Below are 18,413 nucleotides of genomic sequence, written 5' to 3'. Positions count from 1 at the left end.
CAGTCGCCGAAAGCGTCTGATCACACAAAACAGTCATGCTTGCAGGAACCCGGTGGCCCACCGAAGATCAAGAAGCCTCGCGACAGCGGATCCCTAAAAACGGAAGGCGACCCCGAGCAATGGGCCTTGTTGGACCATGTCATAAACATAAGTCCCGTCTTTGCGGTCAACTGACATCCAGCGGTAACCCAGAACACCGGCTGTGACCGGGGTAAACTGGTATCCGTAACCGGCAAAGACGTCGGCCATCATTTCGGAACCCGCACCAAAACCACCGAGATAGGCCCATCCGGTGAGATACCCGTTTTCGCCCACGTTTTTGCGGCCGCGCACACCGACCACCGGATCAATCCAGTCGTTCGACCATGAGTTCGTTCCGCCTGGTATCGGTCCGCCGGGTGTGACCGTCACATCCTGTTTGACACGCCAATAGCGCAATCCGCCTGAGGCCCAGAACTGATAATCCGTGCCCTCACTCACGAGGTAATCGGCCAGAAGCGTTGCGATCGTGTTCTGGATCTTGGCTTGTACGTTGCCGCCCCCGGGGCCGAGCGCGCCGCTCTGGGTGTTGAGCTTTACATATTGTAGATCACCAGTGATCCCCCAACGACCCGAGCGGCCATTGGCAACGACCATCCCGGCAAAATCGAGATTGTCCAGCAAAGTGCTGAAGGAGAGTTCGACGTCAGCCGGCGGAGCGCCGGGCAGTGTCGATGTCGCCCCTTTCAGTGAGGAACCCCAGAGATAAGGCGCAACGGACCAGCTCCAGCCGCCGGAGTCCTGTGCCTGAACCTGAGCAGCCAAAGAAAGGCAGAGTGCTGCCAGAGGCAGTGTGCGACGGGCGGTTATCCTACTGGCCTTGGACTTGGAACCAGAGTGCACAGCAACAGGTAGCAATTGCTTTTTCGTCAAATCTATTCCTCCCCATCAAGCGGGACAACCGGCGGAAATCGCACCGATTCTTTACGCTAGGGTATCCGAACTCCATCTCTATTGAAACGGGCTTGATCAGTGCTGAGGTCGTCATAGACCAGCTCGACGTCGATCACGGAGACGGATCCAAGCGTAAACGGTCGGTATGGCAGGCCGTCACCTTCAAGAATGGCATTGGGCGCCGGCTGTTCCAGATGACAGGGTGGCAGCGGCCAAGGTTGCGGTGGGTTGCCATTTATGCCCAGCCGCATTTCAGCCAGACCACAACGCCACGACCACAAATGAGTGACGTAAACTAGATCCTGCCCGTTGAACTCGCGCACGGCCACCCAATTGCCGCGGGTCGCCTCCAGTATCGGTTTCACCTCGGTCGCTGTTGTAAAGCTTCCGGACGGAACTTGCGGCTCAGGCGTCAGTTCAGGCGACAAAAACGCGGGTGTCGCAACGCCAACTTCGGCGTCAGGAGAAAGAAAGGCCGGTGGCGCCTCGGTGGCTCCCTGTGGAGAAAGAAAGACAGGTGGCGCGGCCACCGTTTCCTGTTCCGGGCTCAGAAATGCGGGGGGCGGGTCAGAAACATCAGCGTTGTCCAGAACCTCAGGTGTTATGGCCGCGATCATTTCCTGCGGTTGAGTACTGTCTACGGCTAGGCTCTTCATCTCGTCCTGATCCGCATCTATCTGACCTACCGACTGCAGTGTCGCAGCAATCACTGCAAAAAAGATTTCAAACATGTCCCGCCCTCCTCGGAGCCGGATTACCCAATAATCATAGCGGCCCGGCCACGAACGCAACACAGAGATCAAAACCGGGCTTTAGCGATCAGCGCCAGCGCCCTATAGTGGTCGCAAAGGCAGTGTTGCCCAAAATAAATTCACGCCCGAGATACAAGCGGCTGGAAGCAGTATGGCAGACGGACAGGCAAAGCGCCAAGCACACAAATCCCCGTTCAACATCATGATTGTGGGGCAGAACAACCGCCTGCAATACGAGGCGGTTCTCTTCGCCGCATCGCTGCGGTATGCCTCTCCCGGGTTTCAGGGCAGGCTATTCGTTGCTGTCCCGCAACCGGGACCGCTTTGGAATGGTGACCCGTCGATCCACAATCACGAAGTGCTCAAGGCGTTGGAGACGCTCGGCGCCGAGATCCTGCCGTTTGAAAACCACGAATTCGGTGAGGCATATCCCAACGGCAACAAGATTGAAGCCCTGCTTGCCATGCCGAAGAACAAACCCTTCCTGTTTTTCGATACCGACACGCTGATCACCGGCGAACTGACGGATGTTCCGTTTGATTTCGACCGGCCGTTTGCATCCCTTCGATGCGAGGGAACATGGCCCGAGCCGACACTGTATGGCCCGGGATATGATGACATCTGGCGCGCGCTGTATGACCGGTTCGGTCTGGATTACGAAAGCTCGCTGGACTTGTCGCAACCCGATGGGCACTGGCGACGCAATCTCTACTTCAATGCCGGTTTCTTCCACTATCGCTGCCCGGTGCGGTTCGGGAAGCGTTTCCTGACCTATGCCCGATCCATCCGGGACAATCCTCCGCCCGAACTGGTTGCGCAGCGGATCTTTCCCTGGCTTGACCAAATTGCGCTTCCGCTGGTGATCCACTCATTTGGTGGCGGCCGTGAGGCACTGCCCGACGGGTATATCGACGGCAGCGTATCCTGCCATTACCGCCACTTCCCGCTGCTCTATGCGCGCGAAGGGGATCACGTTGTAGACGTGCTGGAACAGGTGGCCGCGCCCAACAAGATCAAGAAAGTGATCAAGCCTTATGACCCCATCAAACGGATGGTGTATCAGGGGCGAGGAGCCAAGGTGCGAGCGCTGTTCGACCGCGATCACCTGCCGCGCCGCGAACAGGTGATCCGGCAACGCATAAAGTCGCAGGGCTTCTGGATGCGCTGATCGTTCCGGTATGGATGCGTCCTGATAAATCTTTTCCCCAATCTCTCACCAACTATAGCACGTTGGTGCCGATCGCAGCCCGAATTCCGAAACGATATCCTAATGACTGCATCATGAGCCAGACACGGGCCTATCCGCCGTTGTGCATGACTGGGGCATGGCCTACACATTTCGCCAAAGCAATTTTCCAAGGGAGAGATGACAGATGAGCGAAGGACCCAGCTACGGTTTCGACACGTTGCAAATTCACGCAGGCGCCCGGCCAGACCCGGCCACTGGCGCGCGGCAAACGCCGATCTACCAGACCACGGCCTATGTGTTTCGGGATGCCGACCACGCAGCGGCGTTGTTCAACCTTCAGGAAGTCGGGTTCATCTATTCCCGTCTGACCAACCCGACGGTTGCAGTTCTGCAGGAACGCATCGCCACGCTTGAGGGCGGGGTTGGCGCGGTCTGCTGTTCGTCCGGTCATGCCGCGCAGATCATGGCGCTGTTCCCGCTCATGGGTCCGGGCAAGAACTTCGTGACGTCGAACCGGCTCTATGGCGGTTCGGTCACGCAGTTCAGCCAGACGATCAAGCGATTTGGCTGGACCGCAAAGTTCGTCGATGTCGACGATCTCGACGCCGTTGCGGCGGCAATCGACGAAGATACCCGCGCAGTTTTCACAGAATCCATCGCCAATCCCGGCGGCCACATCGCCGATCTGCGGGCACTCGCGGACGTGGCAGACAAGGCCGGGTTGCCGCTGATTGTCGACAATACCTCGGCCACTCCCTACCTGTGCCGCCCGATCGAACACGGCGCGACGCTGGTGGTGCATTCCACTACCAAATACCTCACCGGCAACGGCACTGTGACCGGCGGCTGCGTCGTCGATTCGGGTAAGTTCGACTGGTCCGCCAGCGACAAGTTCCCGTCGCTGAGCCAACCTGAACCGGCCTACCACGGGCTCAAATTCCATGAGACCTTCGGAGCGCTGGCCTTTACCTTCCACGGAATTGCCATCGGCCTCCGCGATCTGGGCATGACCCTGAACCCCCAAGCCGCGCATTACACCCTGATGGGTATTGAAACGCTGTCGCTGCGGATGCAGCGCCATGTCGAAAACGCCGTAAAGGTTGCCAGCTGGCTCGAGCAAGACGATCGCGTGGAATATGTGACCTATGCCGGCCTGCCCTCTTCGCCCTATCATGATAGGGTCAAGGCGCAATACCCACGCGGAGCTGGTGCGTTGTTCACCTTTGCGGTGAAGGGCGGGTACGACGCGTGCGTCAAGCTTGTGAACGCGCTGGAGATCTTCAGCCATGTCGCCAATCTGGGTGATACACGGTCGCTGATCATCCACTCGGCCTCAACAACCCACCGCCAGCTTACCCGCGAACAGCAGGACGCGGCAGGCGCGTCGCCGAACGTCGTTCGAGTATCCATTGGCACCGAGGATGCAGACGATCTGATCCGGGATCTGGATCAGGCTCTTGCGCAAGCCTGCGGCTGAACATGGCGGCCTCAATCGTCAACACATGCTGAATATGTCGAAACGGCATCAGCCTGCCTCTGTGTCGGCGGTCAAAATGTAAACGGACCCTCTCGGAGTTGTCTTTGGGAGGGTCCAAAAAAGGCAGAAGTTCGAACGGCAAACTGCCCCCGTTCAAAACCGCTTTGCGGACAAAACTGGCTGTTTTTAGGCTTTGCGCCTCTTTCTCTTCAGGATCGCAAACCAGATCTGGACATGAACAGGGAGCAACCCGGTCAGGACCCCTCGGGCATGCCTGCCGCGGACAAAGCTTCCAGATATCGCTTCCCGAACTCAGCGCTTTCCTCTCCTGTGCCGAACGATCCATACCGTGGGTTTTCGCGCATCTTCGCAACTGTCAGACCCGGGCGAAATGCCTGCAACTCGGCGAGGTAGCGCTGCGCTTCGTCGGGTTCGTCTTGCCAGACCGACAGAACCACAAGCGATATCAGTGCCGTAAATTTCGCGTTCACATCGCTTAGGTTGTTGTCCAGCATATCGACCGCCAGACCGCGTGCGTCGTCGTGCCGGCCAGCACGCAGCAATGCGTCCACCATGGCGCCTGCCAGCCAATCCGGATAGTCCGGTTCCAGCCGCATTCCACGTTCCATCAGGTTGATGCCTTCCATCAACCTGCCATTCAAGGCATGGACAAACCCCGCGATCTGAACGACGTCAGCTTCTCCCGGTGCCGCACGAAGGCCTGCCTCGGCATATTCAAGCGCCTTGTCCGGCTGGCGGAGGTAATTCGAGGCCGTGGCGTAAAGAACATGTGGGTTGCCGCCGAGACCGGCGTCGATCGATTTTTGCGCCCACTCCTGCGCTGCCCTCAGGTCAGCAACCGGATCAGCAGAGACGCCAACCATTACCTTGTGCCAATAGAGCCGCCCTCTTAAGCCCATCGCCCTGGGAAGGTCCGGGTTGCGTTCATATATCCCACCCCAAAGCCGTGACACCACTTCGTGACCGACCGGGGTAAAAGTCTGAAATGCCGCGCGACCTTCTATCCGCGCCCTCATGTTTTCGACAGAACCCGTATCGACACGCCAGATTCGCGCCTGTTCACCAATGGTCAGCCGAACCTGTAACTCTTCGAGGATGGCATCTGCAATTTCATCCTGAATGGCAAATACATCGTCCAGAGTTCTGTCCCACTTGTCAGACCACAGCGTTTGCCCTTCGATCGCATCGATTAAACGGGCGCTGACACGAAGCCTCTGGGCGTCGGTTTGCACCGTGCCATCCAGAACATAGCGAACTCCGTACCGTTCGGCGATCTCTCCCGGTTGAGCACCACTCATGTCAGCCAATGCATTCTGGGAAATCACCACCATATCCGGCGATGAACTCAGCGCTGAAATGACCTTTGCCGACAATCCAGTTGTCAGCCACGCGATGTCAGGATTTCCCACCACGTCGAGAAAGGGGGGCAACCACAAAGGACGGTTTCTCGGGAATTGCAAATGCCAACTCTTCGGATCGTGCAGGAGTGATATCCGGCCGCGACCTCCACCATTCGTTGCCGAGCACCAATCCGTCGATTGCCACCGCAGCCACCGCCGGAACGCGCCATTTGCGCCAGTTCCACGACCTTGGCGCTTCTGACTTTCTGTAACCCGATACACGCGTACAGGCGTCGCAATGTTCTTCAACTGTTTCTCGCCGAGGGATCGATAGCTGACATCCACCTGTGCCTTGAGCATATCGTACACGGCGCCGGACACCACGATTCCACCCGGCTCGGCCAAAGCTTCCAGTCGCGCTGCGATGTTGACGCCATCCCCGTAGACATCACCCTCGTCAAAGACGACGTCACCCAAGTGCACCGCAATCCGATACCGGATGCGTCTGTCTTCGGGCACCTCGGCTTCCCTCGCCGCCATTTCCTGCTGGACCACAACGGCCGCCTGGACGGCCTCGACGGCCGAGCTGAATTCGGCGATCAAACCGTCGCCGGTCAGTTTGACTGATCCGACCTTTGAAGCGCTCAATCTGTGGGTCGATCAGGTCCAGCCGGTGCTTTTTCTGCCGCTCGAGTGTTCCGGCCTCGTCCAATTCAATCAGCCGGCTATAGCCAACCATGTCAGATGCAAGGATTGCTGCGATACGACGTTCCACTCGAACACCTCCGACTGCGACCCTATCAGACTAGAGCTGTGACAACATAGTCCGCTCTACGCTCTTGCTGGTTATCTCACAGTAACAGTCGAATAGCCCCTTCCCGACACACGGGAATCGTTTGCCCCAGTCTTGTCGTGTCCTTGCTTCAGCGTTTGCTACATGGGCTGACCTTCGAACGAGGCCGGTTTTTCATTCAGCGATTGCAAAGACCATCGTGACCGAAGCCGACAGCGCGACCTCTCCTGCCGCCACAGGAACCGAAGCGGCTCGCATTTCCATGTCCATCGCCGCCATTGGGCGCGGCCCACCGGTTCGCTGTTCCGAAATAGACATCACCGGCCCCAGTTTGACCCCGGCCGCGTCGGCCAGCGTTTGAGCCTTTGCCATCGCATTCACGACCGCCTCTTTTCGGGCTTCCTCGACAAGTGACTCCGGCTCCTGAACAGAGAACCGCAAGCCATTGAAGTTATTCGCGCCAAGCTGGGCCACAGCGTCGAGAATCTCTCCCAGATCCTCAAGATCCCGAACCCTCACGAGCACTGTGTTGGACGCCGCGTAACCTGTAATCTGTGGCTGCTTGTCCGAAGATGACGACCGGTTCGACCACACCGGGTTAAGCGACAGGTTCTGCGTTTGCAGATCCCGGGGCTGGACCCCCTTGCTTTCCAATGCAACCAACATCTGAGAAACCACGTCCGCCGTCATTTGCATCGCCGTTGCAGCCTCTGCATCCTCGTGGGTCACTCCCAGAGTGATCGTTGCCATATCCGGAACCGCCTCGACCACGCCGCGCCCGGTCACAGTGATCTGTCGGGTATCACCGGCCCGAGCTTCGTCAGCATAGATCAGGGTCGCGGCCGCTGCGGTCAGGGCCAAAAGAAGCGCCATCAATACCTTCATGAAAATCTCCTTGTCGTCGCACGGTTAATCTCGGCTTCTTCCCTACATGGGAAGCGGAACCCCACCGGAACACCCCCCTGACCCGTCTTTTCCTTTTCCTCGGCGAACTCCTGCTCTAATGTCTGCACGCAGGCGCCCGGCGCCCGCGGATCAATAAGAAAATGGTGTTACCGCTGCATGAAACCGGGTTTCGCGCTCTCGCTATCTTTTGAGGGGATTACCCTGCTCCGCCGGGCAGCTGGCGGCTGGCGCAATGTCGGTCATGTGGCATTGGATTGCGACGATCTGGCCGCCGAGTTGACCGAACTACGGAATCGGGCGCTTGCGCTGGAACCTGACGGGTTCTACTGCAAGCTGATCCTGCCGAACGATCAAGTCCGATACCTGACCGTGGACACCGGCAGCGTATCCGGCGCCGAAGCCCAAGAGGTGATCCGCGAAACGCTGGCCGAAGCCACCCCATATGGTCTGGACGAGCTTGCCTGGGATCAGGTTGAAGACGGGAACAGCACACATCTGGCCGCCGTAGCCCGTGAAACCCTTGCCGAAGCCGAAGCGTTTGCCCTCGAACACCAGTTCAACCCTGTCAGTTTCGTCGCAGTTCCCGGTGAAAATGCATTTCTGGGCGAGCCACATTTTGGACCAACCCGGTACGCGGAATCTCTGGGCGGATCCGGGTTTGAACCCGATGGGATTGCCGTTGTCGATATCGGACCGCTGGCCTCCGCTTTGCCCGAGCCGGTAGACGAAACGGAACCTTCAGCTCCTGAAGAACCCGCCGCTACGGCCGCACAGGATGATTCTGAGCCTGAACCCGGGCCAGAACCGGAGCCGGTCGAAACTGTTTCCGAACCTCCACAAACGGGGCCAACAAACGCTGAACAGCACGATCCAGCCCCGGGATTCGCATCGCGCCGGCAGAAAGAGACATCAACCCCCTCGCTGGCCGGCGTGACCAGAAACGGCCCCCTGCCTAAATCCCCGGCACATAAGTCCAGCCCGACTGATGTGTCTGACCAAGCGGCCGATCCCGCTCAGACCGCGCGCGTGACCGAACCGGTTCTGGATGTCCCGGAGGATCCAAAACCGTCTCCGGCCAAAACCGGCAAAGCCCCCGACGCGACTTCAGAGCTAACGGACAAAACCGGTCCACGCGCGTCTTCGATACCGCCAGCACCACCTTCCGACGCTGAAGCGCTCGGCGAAGGAGATGATGAAACCGCGCGGATGACCGTGTTTGGCGCCCGCGACAAAGCCCGGCCTCCGCGCAACAAGCCCCGGCATCTTGCGCTGATCCTGACCGTGGTGCTTCTTTTGTTTCTCGCCGGTGTGGCGGCTTGGGCCTCGCTGTTTGTCGACGGTGGAGTAGCCGGACTCTTCAGCACCCGCAGCGAGATCAGGCAGGCAGAGACCAACGCGCCTGAAATCCCACCGACACCGTCCGAGCCGACAACAGCCGTCACGGCTGAAACAGGACCAGCAACTGAAGAGACCGCTCCAACGTCCGATCCGGAAGCCCCCTTGTCCTCACCGAGAGGAGAGCAGGCGCTTCAGGATGCTCTCCAGATGTTGCCCGAACGGGTGCCGGTTGCCTCTGCGCCCCCAGAGCCACCTGTCGGGGAAATCGATATCGCCAACGCTTTGCCGCTGCCGGAATCGGTGCCCTCAGCCGAAGACATGGACGGCGCTCCGGACGACGTCGAAATGGCCGAAATGTCGCATTTGGCAGAAACACCGACCGATCCTGAAGCGGCCGAAGGAGAAGATCCGGTTGTCACCGCCCGCTATGCGGCAACCGGTATCAGCCAAACAGCGCCGAATGCACCGGACGAACCCGGGTTGGTCGGGCTGGGGGACCTGTATGTGGCTTCGATCGACAACAATACTTTGTCGCAAGACGCCGTTGCCCTGCCGGGCGCCGGAGGACTTGAAACCGATATTGGTCCGGTAATATCGACCTTGCCAACAACCCCCGGCAGCCGGTTTGATCTGAATGCACAAGGGCTTGTCGAACCGAGCGCCGACGGAACTGCGAACCCTGATGGCGTTCTGGTTTATCTGGGCAAACCGCCCCGCATCCCGCCAGCAACCCCGGAACGCGCCAATCCTGAGGCTGAGAGCGCCGACATTCAGGACCGATTGGCTTCGGTCCGGCCCCGGTTGCGCCCTGGAAATCTGATCGAACAATCCGAACGGGCCCGGCTGGGCGGTCGCAGCCGCGAAGAATTGGCAAGCGTTCGGCCCAAGGCACGCCCAAACAGCCTCAAGGACAGGGCTGAACAGGATCAGACACCGACAAAGTTCGCGGTGGCCCAATCCAAGCGGCCCAAGGTTCGGCCGAGAACTGTAGTCGCTGCGGTCGCCCGCGCTCAAAGCGCGCCGAAAAATACGGCGTCGGCAGCCAACTCACAACCTTCGGAAGACAGGCAGACCGGGACGATAGCGCCCCGCACAGTCAAACCCAAGGCTCCGTCATCGGCCTCGGTCGCGCGGCAGGCCACCATCAAGAATTCGATCAATCTCCAGAAAGTCAACCTGATTGGAGTTTATGGCACCCCGTCCAACCGCCGGGCCTTGGTGCGGCTACCAAGCGGACGCTACAAGAAGGTCAAGGTTGGCGACCGGATCGAAGGCGGCCGCGTCGTTGCAATCGGCGACAGTGAACTGCGCTATCAGAAAAGCGGCCGCAACCTGACCCTTAAAATTCCCAACTGATCGCGGCGCCTCGGACGCCGTGAAAAGAAACGGGTCGCTCCTCTCATAGAAGCGACCCGCAACTTGTCCGGTTGTTTTGAACCGGCCTCCCCGTCCCTGGTTATTCCGCCGCGACGATCTCGCCGCTCTCGATCTGCTCGCGCTCGATGGATTCGAACAGCGCCTTGAAGTTGCCTTCGCCGAACCCGTCATCCCCCTTGCGCTGGATGAACTCGAAAAAGATCGGCCCGATCACGGTTTTCGAGAAGATCTGCAGCAGGATCTTGGTCTCGCCGCCATCGACCACGCCTTCGCCGTCGATCAGGATCCCGTGTTTCATCATCCGGTCCTTGGGCTCGTCATGCCCCGCGACACGCTCATACGACATGTCGTAATAGGTCTCGTTCGGACCGGGCATAAACTTGAGCCCCTTTTCGGCGATCGCGTCGGTTGACGCATAGATGTCATCCGACCCAACGGCGATATGCTGGATGCCTTCGCCCTTGTATTTCTTCAGATAGGACACGATCTGGCCGGTCTCGCCCCGATCCTCGTTGATCGGGATACGAATCCGACCGCAGGGCGAGGTCAGTGCACGGCTGAAAAGCCCGGTGAACTTGCCCTGAATGTCAAAGAACCGGATTTCCTTGAAATTGAACAGATCGCCGTAGAAGCCGAACCATTTGTCCATGTTGCCCTTGAACACGTTGTGCGTCAGGTGATCGAGGTAATAGAACCCGTCGCCGCGTGGCTTGGACTGGGTCAACCACTGAAACTCTTGGTTATAGGGAGAAGTGTCGTAATACTGATCAATGAAATAGATCAGCGATCCGCCGATGCCCTTGATGGCCGGGACGTTCAGCGTCTTGTCCGCTGCGTCATAGGGTTCGGCGCCCTTTGATACAGCATGCTCATATGCCTTCTGCGCATCGACAACCCGCCAGCCCATAGACGGTGCACAGGGTCCGTGCTCATCCACGAAACGGGCGGCAAAACTGTCGGCGTCAGCGTTCAGGATATAGGTCACATCGCCCTGCTGCCACAGTTCGACATTCTTGTCTTTGTGGCGGCCGGTCAGTTCGAAACCCATACGCGCAAACAGATCACGCAGCTCTTGCGGGTCGGGATGCGCGAATTCGACAAATTCGAACCCGTCAGTGCCCGCTGGGTTTTCTTCGCTGATGACGGATTTCGGTGCATTATGCGGGAACGGACCCATGGCGCGTCTCCTTTGATCGGCCTAAACATATTCGTTGCACTCATAATAATCCTTCGACAACGATGTTTCTGCGCATTTTTCCGCCAATCTCCCCATGGAAGTGCGCAAATTTTGCACTATCTTGACGAAAAGCGATGAAAGGCCGCATATGCTGGACGACACGGACACCCGCCTTCTGGCCGCCCTGCAAAAGGATGCCCATCTGACGGCGCACCAGTTGGGCGACATGCTGAATCTGTCTCCCAGTCAGGCGGGCCGCCGACGGCAACGGCTGGAATCCGAGGGCTACATCAACGGCTATGCAGCCCGGCTTGACCCGATGAAGCTCGGCCTGCAGGTTCAGGGTTTCATTCAGGTACATCTGGGCACACATGGCCCCGAGCAGTCAGCCAGTTTCGCGCGCATGGTGGCAACCCGGCCCGAGATCACCAGTGCTTGGACCATGACAGGCGAGGCAGATTACCTGTTGCACGTCTACTGTGCTGATCTGCCCGGGCTGAACAGCTTGCTTCACGAGGTGATCCTGCCCCATCCTGCTGTTGCGCGCGTTCAGAGCCAGATTGTCATGGATCAGCTGAAACGCGACGCCCCGCTTCCCACCTGAGGCCGCCGCGGCGTTCTCTGCACAGACTTACTTGTTAACCGCGACACAGGACCGAGATGGACAGTTTTCTCTACCAAGCCACGATTTATCTGGCCGCCGCGGTGATCGCCGTGCCGATCTCGGCACGTCTTGGGCTTGGGTCGGTGTTGGGCTATCTCGCAGCCGGTATCATCATCGGCCCTGTATTCGGCTTGGTCGGTGCGGAAACGCAAAGCCTGCAACATGTCGCCGAATTCGGTGTCGTGATGATGCTCTTCCTGATCGGGCTCGAGCTGGAACCGCGCGTGCTCTGGGACATGCGCCACAGATTGCTTGGCCTTGGCGGGTTGCAGATCCTCGTCACGACGCTGGCAATCATGGTGGTTTCGATGATTGCCGGACAACCCTGGCCAACAGCCCTTGCCATCGGCCTGACGCTTTCGCTGTCATCTACGGCCATCGTGTTGCAAACCCTGTCGGAAAAGGGATTGATGCAGACAAACGGTGGACGCGCCACCTTTTCCGTCCTTCTGACGCAGGACATCGCGGTCATTCCTATTCTTGCCCTGTTGCCGCTGTTGACGGTGACCGAGATTGCTCATTTTGAAACGGACGGCTCGATTGACCGTGGCGGCCATGGGGTTGACGCGGCCCATCATTCGCTGTCGCTTGTCGAAGGATTGCCGGGCTGGGCAGTAACACTGGTCACGATCGGAGCGGTTGCCTTCGTCGTTCTTGCAGGCATCTACCTGACGCGCCCGCTTTTCAGGTTCATCCATGCGACCCATCTGCGCGAGATGTACACGGCGCTGGCCCTGGCAATCGTAGTCGGAATCTCTCTGCTGATGACACTGGTTGGGCTCTCCCCTGCCCTCGGCGCCTTTCTTGCCGGGGTCGTTCTGGCCAACAGCGAATTCCGCCACGAACTGGAAAGCGACCTTGAACCCTTCAAGGGACTGCTGCTTGGGCTGTTCTTCATTACCGTCGGGGCCGGGATCAACTTCTCCTTCTTCTTCAAGGATCCGGCAGACCTGATCGGGCTGGCATTGCTGGTGATCCTGACCAAGGGAATCATTCTTTATCTCGTAGGCCGGGCCTTCAAGCTGAAGGGCCGCGCCCGGTGGCTGTTCACACTGGGGCTGGCGCAATCGGGCGAATTCGGATTTGTTTTGCTGGCCTTTTCCGTGCAGCAGAACGTGATCCCCGACGATCTGTCGCAGAAACTTCTGCTGATCATCGCTCTGACCATGCTGATCACGCCGCTGCTGTTCATCGTCTACGACCTGCTGTCGCGCAATATGCGGGATCCGCGCCCGGACCACGATCCCGATGAGATCGATGAACAGGGGCCGATCATCATCGCCGGGATTGGTCGTTTCGGTCAAATCGTCAACCGGCTCGTCAGTGCTTCCGGGTTCAAGACCATCGTGCTCGACAACAACATGGAAACGATCCAGCTAATGCGCCGGTTTGGAGTAAAGGGGTTTCTCGGAGACCCGACCCGGCCTGAGCTGCTGAAGGCCGCGGGGCTGAGCAAGGCCAAGGTTCTGGTCGCGGCAATGGACGATCACAAGGAGATCACCAAGTTGGTCGCCTATGCCCGCCGCGCCCGACCGGATCTGCACATCATTGCCCGAGCCAGCGACCGGCATCATGTTTATGAGCTCTATCAGGCCGGCGCCGACGATATCGTTCGAGAGATGTTCGACAGCTCGCTACGGGCCGGACGCTATGTTCTGGAGAATGCCGGGCTTAGCGAATACGAGGCCGCCGCCGCCGAGCAGACTTTCTATTCCCATGACCGCTTCACGGTACGGGAATTGGCCGAGCTATGGGATCCGGATATCCCGACCAGCGAAAACGCCGCCTATATCGCGCGCGCCCAACAGCTGGAAAAACAGCTGGAAGCCGCGCTGCTGGAGCTGGCGGAAGAGGAAGTGCAGAAATCTGCCTGAGGCGGTCTAACACACCGCCCTAGCCGTCGGAAACGCCAGCCTCTGCAAAAGTCGCCATACCCGAGTGGCAGGCCACGGCGGCTTTGACGATGTTGATCGCCAACGCACCGCCCGAGCCCTCTCCCAGCCGCAGACCCAGCGCAAGCAACGGCTCCTTGCCCATATGCGTCAGCAGCGCCGCATGGGCGCTTTCGGCGCTCTGATGTCCGGCCACCGCATGATCCAGCGCATCACCCGAAACGCGGGTCAGGCAGGCTGCGGCAGCACAGCAAATGAAGCCGTCGAGAATAACCGGAATGCGCAGCACGCGGGCCGCTGCAATAGCCCCTGCCATGGCCGCAATCTCGCGGCCTCCGAGACACCGCAGGATTTCAAGACCGTCCTGCGTGTCGCCATGCAGCGCGACGCCTTCGGCCACGACCCTTGTCTTGTTGGCCAGCCCGTCATCGTCGACTCCGGTGCCGCGTCCTGTCCAATCTGCAGCAGACCCTCCGAAAAGGGCGTTCCCGATCGCCGCAGCCGGGGTGGTGTTTCCAATGCCCATCTCGCCCACGACCAGCAGATCCGAGGTCGGATCGACAGCATTCCAGCCTGTTTGCAACGCCGTCAGAAGTTCGGCCTTGGTCAGCGCCGCAGACTTTGTGAAATCGGCGGTCGGCCGGTCCAGATCCAGCGCATGCACATCCATCTTTGCACCAGCAGCTTTGGCAAGCTGGTTCACAGCGGCGCCGCCATGCTGAAAGTTCAGCACCATCTGTGCTGTCACCTCGGCCGGGAACGCCGAAACGCCCTGAGCCGTCACCCCGTGATTTCCTGCGAAAACTATGACCTGCGGCGCGTCCAGCACGGGGCGCGCGTCGCCACGCCATCCTGCATACCAGATTGCAAGGTCTTCCAACCGTCCCAAAGCACCCGGTGGTTTGGTCAGCTGACCATTTCGTTGTTCCGCCCCGGAAACTGCGGTTTCATCAGCCGCGGGCGCCGCTGACAAGGCCGCGCGGAACTGGTCAAGATCGTTCAGGTCAGGGAGCATGGAAAGCCTCATTGCATCGCATCTGGCAAGCGTGTTTAACCTATGCGCCCGCTGTCACAAGACCCGGAAAGGCACTGCCATGACCAAAAGCGACATGAGCCCGGTTTCCCCGCTGGATCCGCTGCTGGCATTGGTGCTGCTGACACGGCTCCCGCTGCCCAGACTCCCCGACCGCCTCTTTGCCCGTCAGGCCCTTGCGGCATGGGCCTATCCGCTGGCCGGGCTGGTTGTCGCGCTGCTGGCAATTGCAGTGGGCGCGGCGGGTCTTGCCATGGGCCTGCCTGCTCCGGCCGTCGCGGGCCTCATCCTCGCCGTTCTCGTCATCTCGACAGGGGCGATGCACGAAGACGGGCTGGCCGATACGGCGGATGGGTTTTGGGGCGGTTTCGATCGCGACCGGCGTTTGGCGATCATGAAGGACAGCCAGATCGGCACCTATGGCGTGCTCGCTCTGATCCTGTCACAGGGGCTGCGCTGGACCGCCCTTGCGGGGCTTGTCGCAGCAGGGGCGCTTTGGCCGGTCGTGGGTGCGGCCTGCCTGTCCCGTGGCGTGTTGCCCTTCATGATGCGCGCCCTGCCCAACGCCCGGGGAAGTGGCCTGAGCCACAAGGTCGGGTCACCCGGATGGGGCACCGCAATCTTCGCACTGGGGCTGGGCATATGTCTTTTCCTGTTGAGCGGCGGAGGCCTGCTGCACATCCTACCCGCCGCTCTGGCCTTGGTAGTTGTGGCAGTAGTCGCCTATCGGAAAATCGGAGGCCAGACCGGAGACATTCTCGGCGCTACGCAGCAAGTCACCGAAATCACGTTGCTGCTCGCGCTTGCTGCCTAGGTTGCGCCGTCGGTTTCGATGTTCAGCAGACCGCCGCAATGCTTGCAGTGAACGGCGTCGGGGTCATGGCGTACCAACCCGCATTCCTTGCATTTGTGCCTGACCTTCTGCGGTGAAAAAATGGCCTGCGCCAATCGGACAAACAGAGCCACGCCGACAACCATGACAAAAACCGAGAACAACTTGCCGCCTGGTGTCGGCAGCGTGATGTCTCCGAACCCTGTCGTCGTCAGTGTCGCCATCGTGAAGTACAGCGAATCCACGTAAGGTGTTTCGGTGTTTTCCAGATCCAGAAAGAACACCAGAACCGCCGTTGACGTGACAAAGACAAACACCAAAAGATTGATCGTCGCGATCACCGCGTCCTCATGGGTGCGGAAGAACCGGCTGTCGCGCCTTAGATCGCGCAGCAAGTGGTAGGAATGGATCAGCCGCAGCCCCCGAAGCACCCGCAAAAATGCCAAGTTGCCCTCCATGAAAGGCTCGAGAAGGAGCGAGGCTATGACGATCAGATCCGCGATGGTGTAAACCCGGAACAAAATCTCTCGCTTGTCCTTGGCAACCCAAAGCCGGGCAAGGAAATCGCAGAGGATGAAGACCCCCGCAAGCAGGCTGAACCCCGACAGCCATGGACCGTGGGGAAGATGAGCCGTCGAGACAAAAAACACGATCGTCACGGCATCAAACAGGATCAGGGCGTAGCGGAACCGCCGCGCCTCGGCGCCGGACCCGAGATAGAGCCTCCTTAGAACCTGCTTGAATTCTTCCATTCCAGCGCCTCCCGCTTGCCAGTAAGCCTACGACAGCCCGATCTGGCAAGGTCTTCTTTACGCAGCACAAATCAGCTCTCGCGCTGTTAGGCGAGATGCTGGGGGCACGCCAGGCCACTCGAAGCGCGACAAATTTCAAAAGGGACGTCACGGCGATTGCCCGCCCCTGCTTGCATCCCGGGAGCAAAGCACAGGAAACGCCGGGATCCGAATGACGTGGGCATACGGATATTGGCAAACAGACATGGGAAAACAAACATGGGCCGCCTCATCCGGAGCGGCCCATGTCGGAATTGCTGTTGTCAGGAGTTCAGTTGGCGCCGATCAGGCAGCGGCAGCGCGTGACATCAGAACTTCGTCAACCTGCTTTGCTGCCGCGATCTCGTCGCTGCCGGATACTGCTGCGACTTCACGGGTCAGACGCTCAAGCGCAGCTTCGTAGAGCTGCCGCTCGGAATAGCTCTGTTCGCGCTGATCGTCGGTGCGGTGCAGGTCGCGAACGACTTCGGCAATCGAGATCAGGTCGCCGGAGTTGATCTTCTGTTCATACTCTTGCGCCCGGCGGGACCACATGGCGCGTTTCACCTTGGCTTTGCCCTTGAGCGTTCTCATTGCCTGATTGATGACATCTGGCGAGCTGAGCGAACGCAGCCCCGACTCGGTGGCCTTGTTGGTCGGCACGCGAAGAGTCATCTTGTCCTTCTCGAAGGATATCACGAACAGCTCTAGCGCAAATCCGGCTACTTCCTGCTCCTCGATCGAAATGATCTGCCCCACGCCATGCGCCGGGTAGACCACGTAATCATTCGGACGGAATTCGAGCTTTTTCGACTTGGTCATTCAGGTCTTCCTATCTGGTAACCGAAAAACTGCGGCGCAAAATACGCTGTCGGGGCAAGAGATCTTTCCCCGTTCAGCGGCGATTTACGCGTAAGATTTGCCACCCCTAGCGAGCACAGAGAAGGAGTGTGTTCCGGTCTTTGACTTCATTTGCCCTGACGATATAGCACAGAATCGGTGAAACCGGAAGGGATGCCGCGCCAGACCGGTTCCGGCCCCTCAATCGCAGAGGGGTCAGCCGATGATTTTAGCGTGCACCCTGCATTTCTGCAGGCCGTTGTTGCGAGCGGATCGCGGACGACACGCCCGAATTTTCTATCAGCCGCCTTCGCCGGGCGCCTCGGAGAAATATTTCTCCATCTTGCCGCTTTCACCGTCACGTTCGTCGGCTTCGGGCAGCGGATCCTTTTTGGTAACGATAACCGGCCATTGCTCCGCATACTTGCGGTTGAAATCGACCCATTTGTCCATGTCCGGTTCGGTATCGGGGCGGATCGCGTCAGCCGGGCATTCCGGTTCGCAAACACCACAGTCGATACATTCATCAGGATGGATAACCAGAAAATTCTCGCCTTCGTAAAAGCAGTCGACCGGGCAAACCTCGACGCAGTCGGTATATTTGCAGGCGATGCAGTTCTCAGTGACGATATAGGTCATGTGCCGGGTTCCATATCCGTAATTTGAGGAACTAGCTAAATCAGAGAGCCGGGTTCTTCAAGGGCTCACGGCATCCCCTTGCGGCGAGAAAGATCAAGAGCCCGACGTTCCCGCTTGTCCGGGCGACCTTTTCCTTCGTAGCGGGGATTGTCCGGGGAAATCTCCTGCTTTTCGGTGCGGTCCAGATACAGCGTTTGCGCTTCGGGGGCCGGTCCGCGGCGTTCCCCCAGCGCCACCACCTCGACAACTCGGATCAGTTTCCCCTGCGCAAAGGTCAGAACGTCGCCCTGCCCCACGGTCTGCGCGGGTTTCGAGATCTTGTTGCCATTAACCCGCACATGCCCGGCCGAGACCTGTTTCGCGGCCAGGCTGCGCGTCTTAAAAAAACGCGCATGCCAGAGCCACTTGTCGATTCTCAGCTTCGGCTGCGGGTCGGACAC

General features: G+C 59.2%; 16 protein-coding genes. 6 read left to right on the top strand and 10 right to left on the bottom strand.

The annotated features are described in order from the left end of the window. Window positions 1–93: 93 nt before the first annotated feature. Both ACP15U_RS05275 and ACP15U_RS05270 read right to left on the bottom strand, forming a co-directional pair. Window positions 94–912: a hypothetical protein gene (locus ACP15U_RS05275; protein ID WP_425044093.1), complete on the bottom strand. Its 819-nt coding sequence runs from the start codon at window positions 910–912 to the stop codon at window positions 94–96. 56 nt (window positions 913–968) lie between these two features. Further along, a complete protein-coding gene (locus tag ACP15U_RS05270; protein ID WP_425044092.1) occupies window positions 969–1,664 on the bottom strand; it encodes a hypothetical protein in 696 nt (231 codons plus the stop codon). A gap of 172 nt (window positions 1,665–1,836) precedes the next feature. Between ACP15U_RS05270 and ACP15U_RS05265 the strand changes: the two genes are divergently transcribed. Together ACP15U_RS05265 and ACP15U_RS05260 are read left to right on the top strand one after the other, a co-directional pair. Beyond that, on the top strand, window positions 1,837–2,853 hold the full coding sequence (locus ACP15U_RS05265) for a hypothetical protein (RefSeq protein ID WP_425044091.1): 1,017 nt from the start codon (window positions 1,837–1,839) through the stop codon (window positions 2,851–2,853). Between the two features lie 205 nt (window positions 2,854–3,058). Then, window positions 3,059–4,351 carry an O-acetylhomoserine aminocarboxypropyltransferase/cysteine synthase family protein gene (locus ACP15U_RS05260; RefSeq protein ID WP_425044090.1) on the top strand — a complete coding sequence of 431 codons (1,293 nt, stop codon included), beginning with the start codon at window positions 3,059–3,061 and terminating at the stop codon, window positions 4,349–4,351. A gap of 254 nt (window positions 4,352–4,605) precedes the next feature. Here ACP15U_RS05260 and ACP15U_RS05255 read toward each other — a convergent pair whose 3' ends face one another. Further along, window positions 4,606–6,360, bottom strand: coding sequence for an adenylate/guanylate cyclase domain-containing protein (locus ACP15U_RS05255; RefSeq protein WP_425044089.1), 1,755 nt, complete (start codon window positions 6,358–6,360; stop codon window positions 4,606–4,608). Window positions 6,361–6,679: 319 nt separating this feature from the next. Further along, window positions 6,680–7,390, bottom strand: coding sequence for an SIMPL domain-containing protein (locus tag ACP15U_RS05250; protein WP_425044088.1), 711 nt, complete (start codon window positions 7,388–7,390; stop codon window positions 6,680–6,682). Between the two features lie 177 nt (window positions 7,391–7,567). Between ACP15U_RS05250 and ACP15U_RS05245 the strand changes: the two genes are divergently transcribed. Further along, entirely contained in the window at window positions 7,568–10,105 is a 2,538-nt protein-coding gene (locus ACP15U_RS05245; protein ID WP_425044087.1) for a hypothetical protein, read from the top strand. 100 nt (window positions 10,106–10,205) lie between these two features. Here the strand turns inward: ACP15U_RS05245 and hppD are convergent, their stop codons facing one another. Continuing rightward, window positions 10,206–11,303 carry a 4-hydroxyphenylpyruvate dioxygenase gene (hppD, locus tag ACP15U_RS05240; RefSeq protein ID WP_425044086.1) on the bottom strand — a complete coding sequence of 366 codons (1,098 nt, stop codon included), beginning with the start codon at window positions 11,301–11,303 and terminating at the stop codon, window positions 10,206–10,208. A 148-nt stretch (window positions 11,304–11,451) separates the two neighbouring features. Between hppD and ACP15U_RS05235 the strand changes: the two genes are divergently transcribed. Then, window positions 11,452–11,907: an Lrp/AsnC family transcriptional regulator gene (locus tag ACP15U_RS05235; RefSeq protein ID WP_425044085.1), complete on the top strand. Its 456-nt coding sequence runs from the start codon at window positions 11,452–11,454 to the stop codon at window positions 11,905–11,907. Between the two features lie 56 nt (window positions 11,908–11,963). Further along, window positions 11,964–13,841 carry a monovalent cation:proton antiporter-2 (CPA2) family protein gene (locus ACP15U_RS05230; RefSeq protein ID WP_425044084.1) on the top strand — a complete coding sequence of 626 codons (1,878 nt, stop codon included), beginning with the start codon at window positions 11,964–11,966 and terminating at the stop codon, window positions 13,839–13,841. Between the two features lie 19 nt (window positions 13,842–13,860). On the opposite strand, the gene cobT is transcribed toward ACP15U_RS05230, so the two are convergent. Next, entirely contained in the window at window positions 13,861–14,874 is a 1,014-nt protein-coding gene (gene cobT, locus ACP15U_RS05225; protein WP_425044083.1) for a nicotinate-nucleotide--dimethylbenzimidazole phosphoribosyltransferase, read from the bottom strand. 79 nt (window positions 14,875–14,953) lie between these two features. On the opposite strand from cobT, the gene cobS reads away from it, so the two are divergent. Continuing rightward, window positions 14,954–15,706, top strand: coding sequence for an adenosylcobinamide-GDP ribazoletransferase (gene cobS / locus ACP15U_RS05220; RefSeq protein WP_425044082.1), 753 nt, complete (start codon window positions 14,954–14,956; stop codon window positions 15,704–15,706). Here cobS and ACP15U_RS05215 read toward each other — a convergent pair. From ACP15U_RS05215 to ACP15U_RS05200, 4 genes are all read right to left on the bottom strand, one after another. Continuing rightward, entirely contained in the window at window positions 15,703–16,476 is a 774-nt protein-coding gene (locus tag ACP15U_RS05215; RefSeq protein WP_425044081.1) for an ion channel, read from the bottom strand. The two genes, cobS and ACP15U_RS05215, sit on opposite strands and share 4 nt — an antisense overlap. Window positions 16,477–16,800: 324 nt before the next feature. Next, complete coding sequence (locus ACP15U_RS05210; protein ID WP_425044080.1) at window positions 16,801–17,316, bottom strand: CarD family transcriptional regulator; 516 nt, start codon at window positions 17,314–17,316, stop codon at window positions 16,801–16,803. 318 nt (window positions 17,317–17,634) lie between these two features. Beyond that, complete coding sequence (gene fdxA, locus ACP15U_RS05205; protein WP_425044079.1) at window positions 17,635–17,973, bottom strand: ferredoxin FdxA; 339 nt, start codon at window positions 17,971–17,973, stop codon at window positions 17,635–17,637. A gap of 65 nt (window positions 17,974–18,038) precedes the next feature. Then, complete coding sequence (locus ACP15U_RS05200) at window positions 18,039–18,413, bottom strand: RNA-binding S4 domain-containing protein (RefSeq protein WP_425044078.1); 375 nt, start codon at window positions 18,411–18,413, stop codon at window positions 18,039–18,041.

Origin of the sequence: Primorskyibacter sp. S87 (assembly GCF_049801055.1) — a bacterium.
Taxonomy (GTDB): Bacteria; Pseudomonadota; Alphaproteobacteria; order Rhodobacterales; family Rhodobacteraceae; genus JBNAGF01.
The sequence above is the reverse complement of the archived record's forward strand: the minus strand, read 5'-3'. Positions and strand labels throughout refer to the sequence as shown.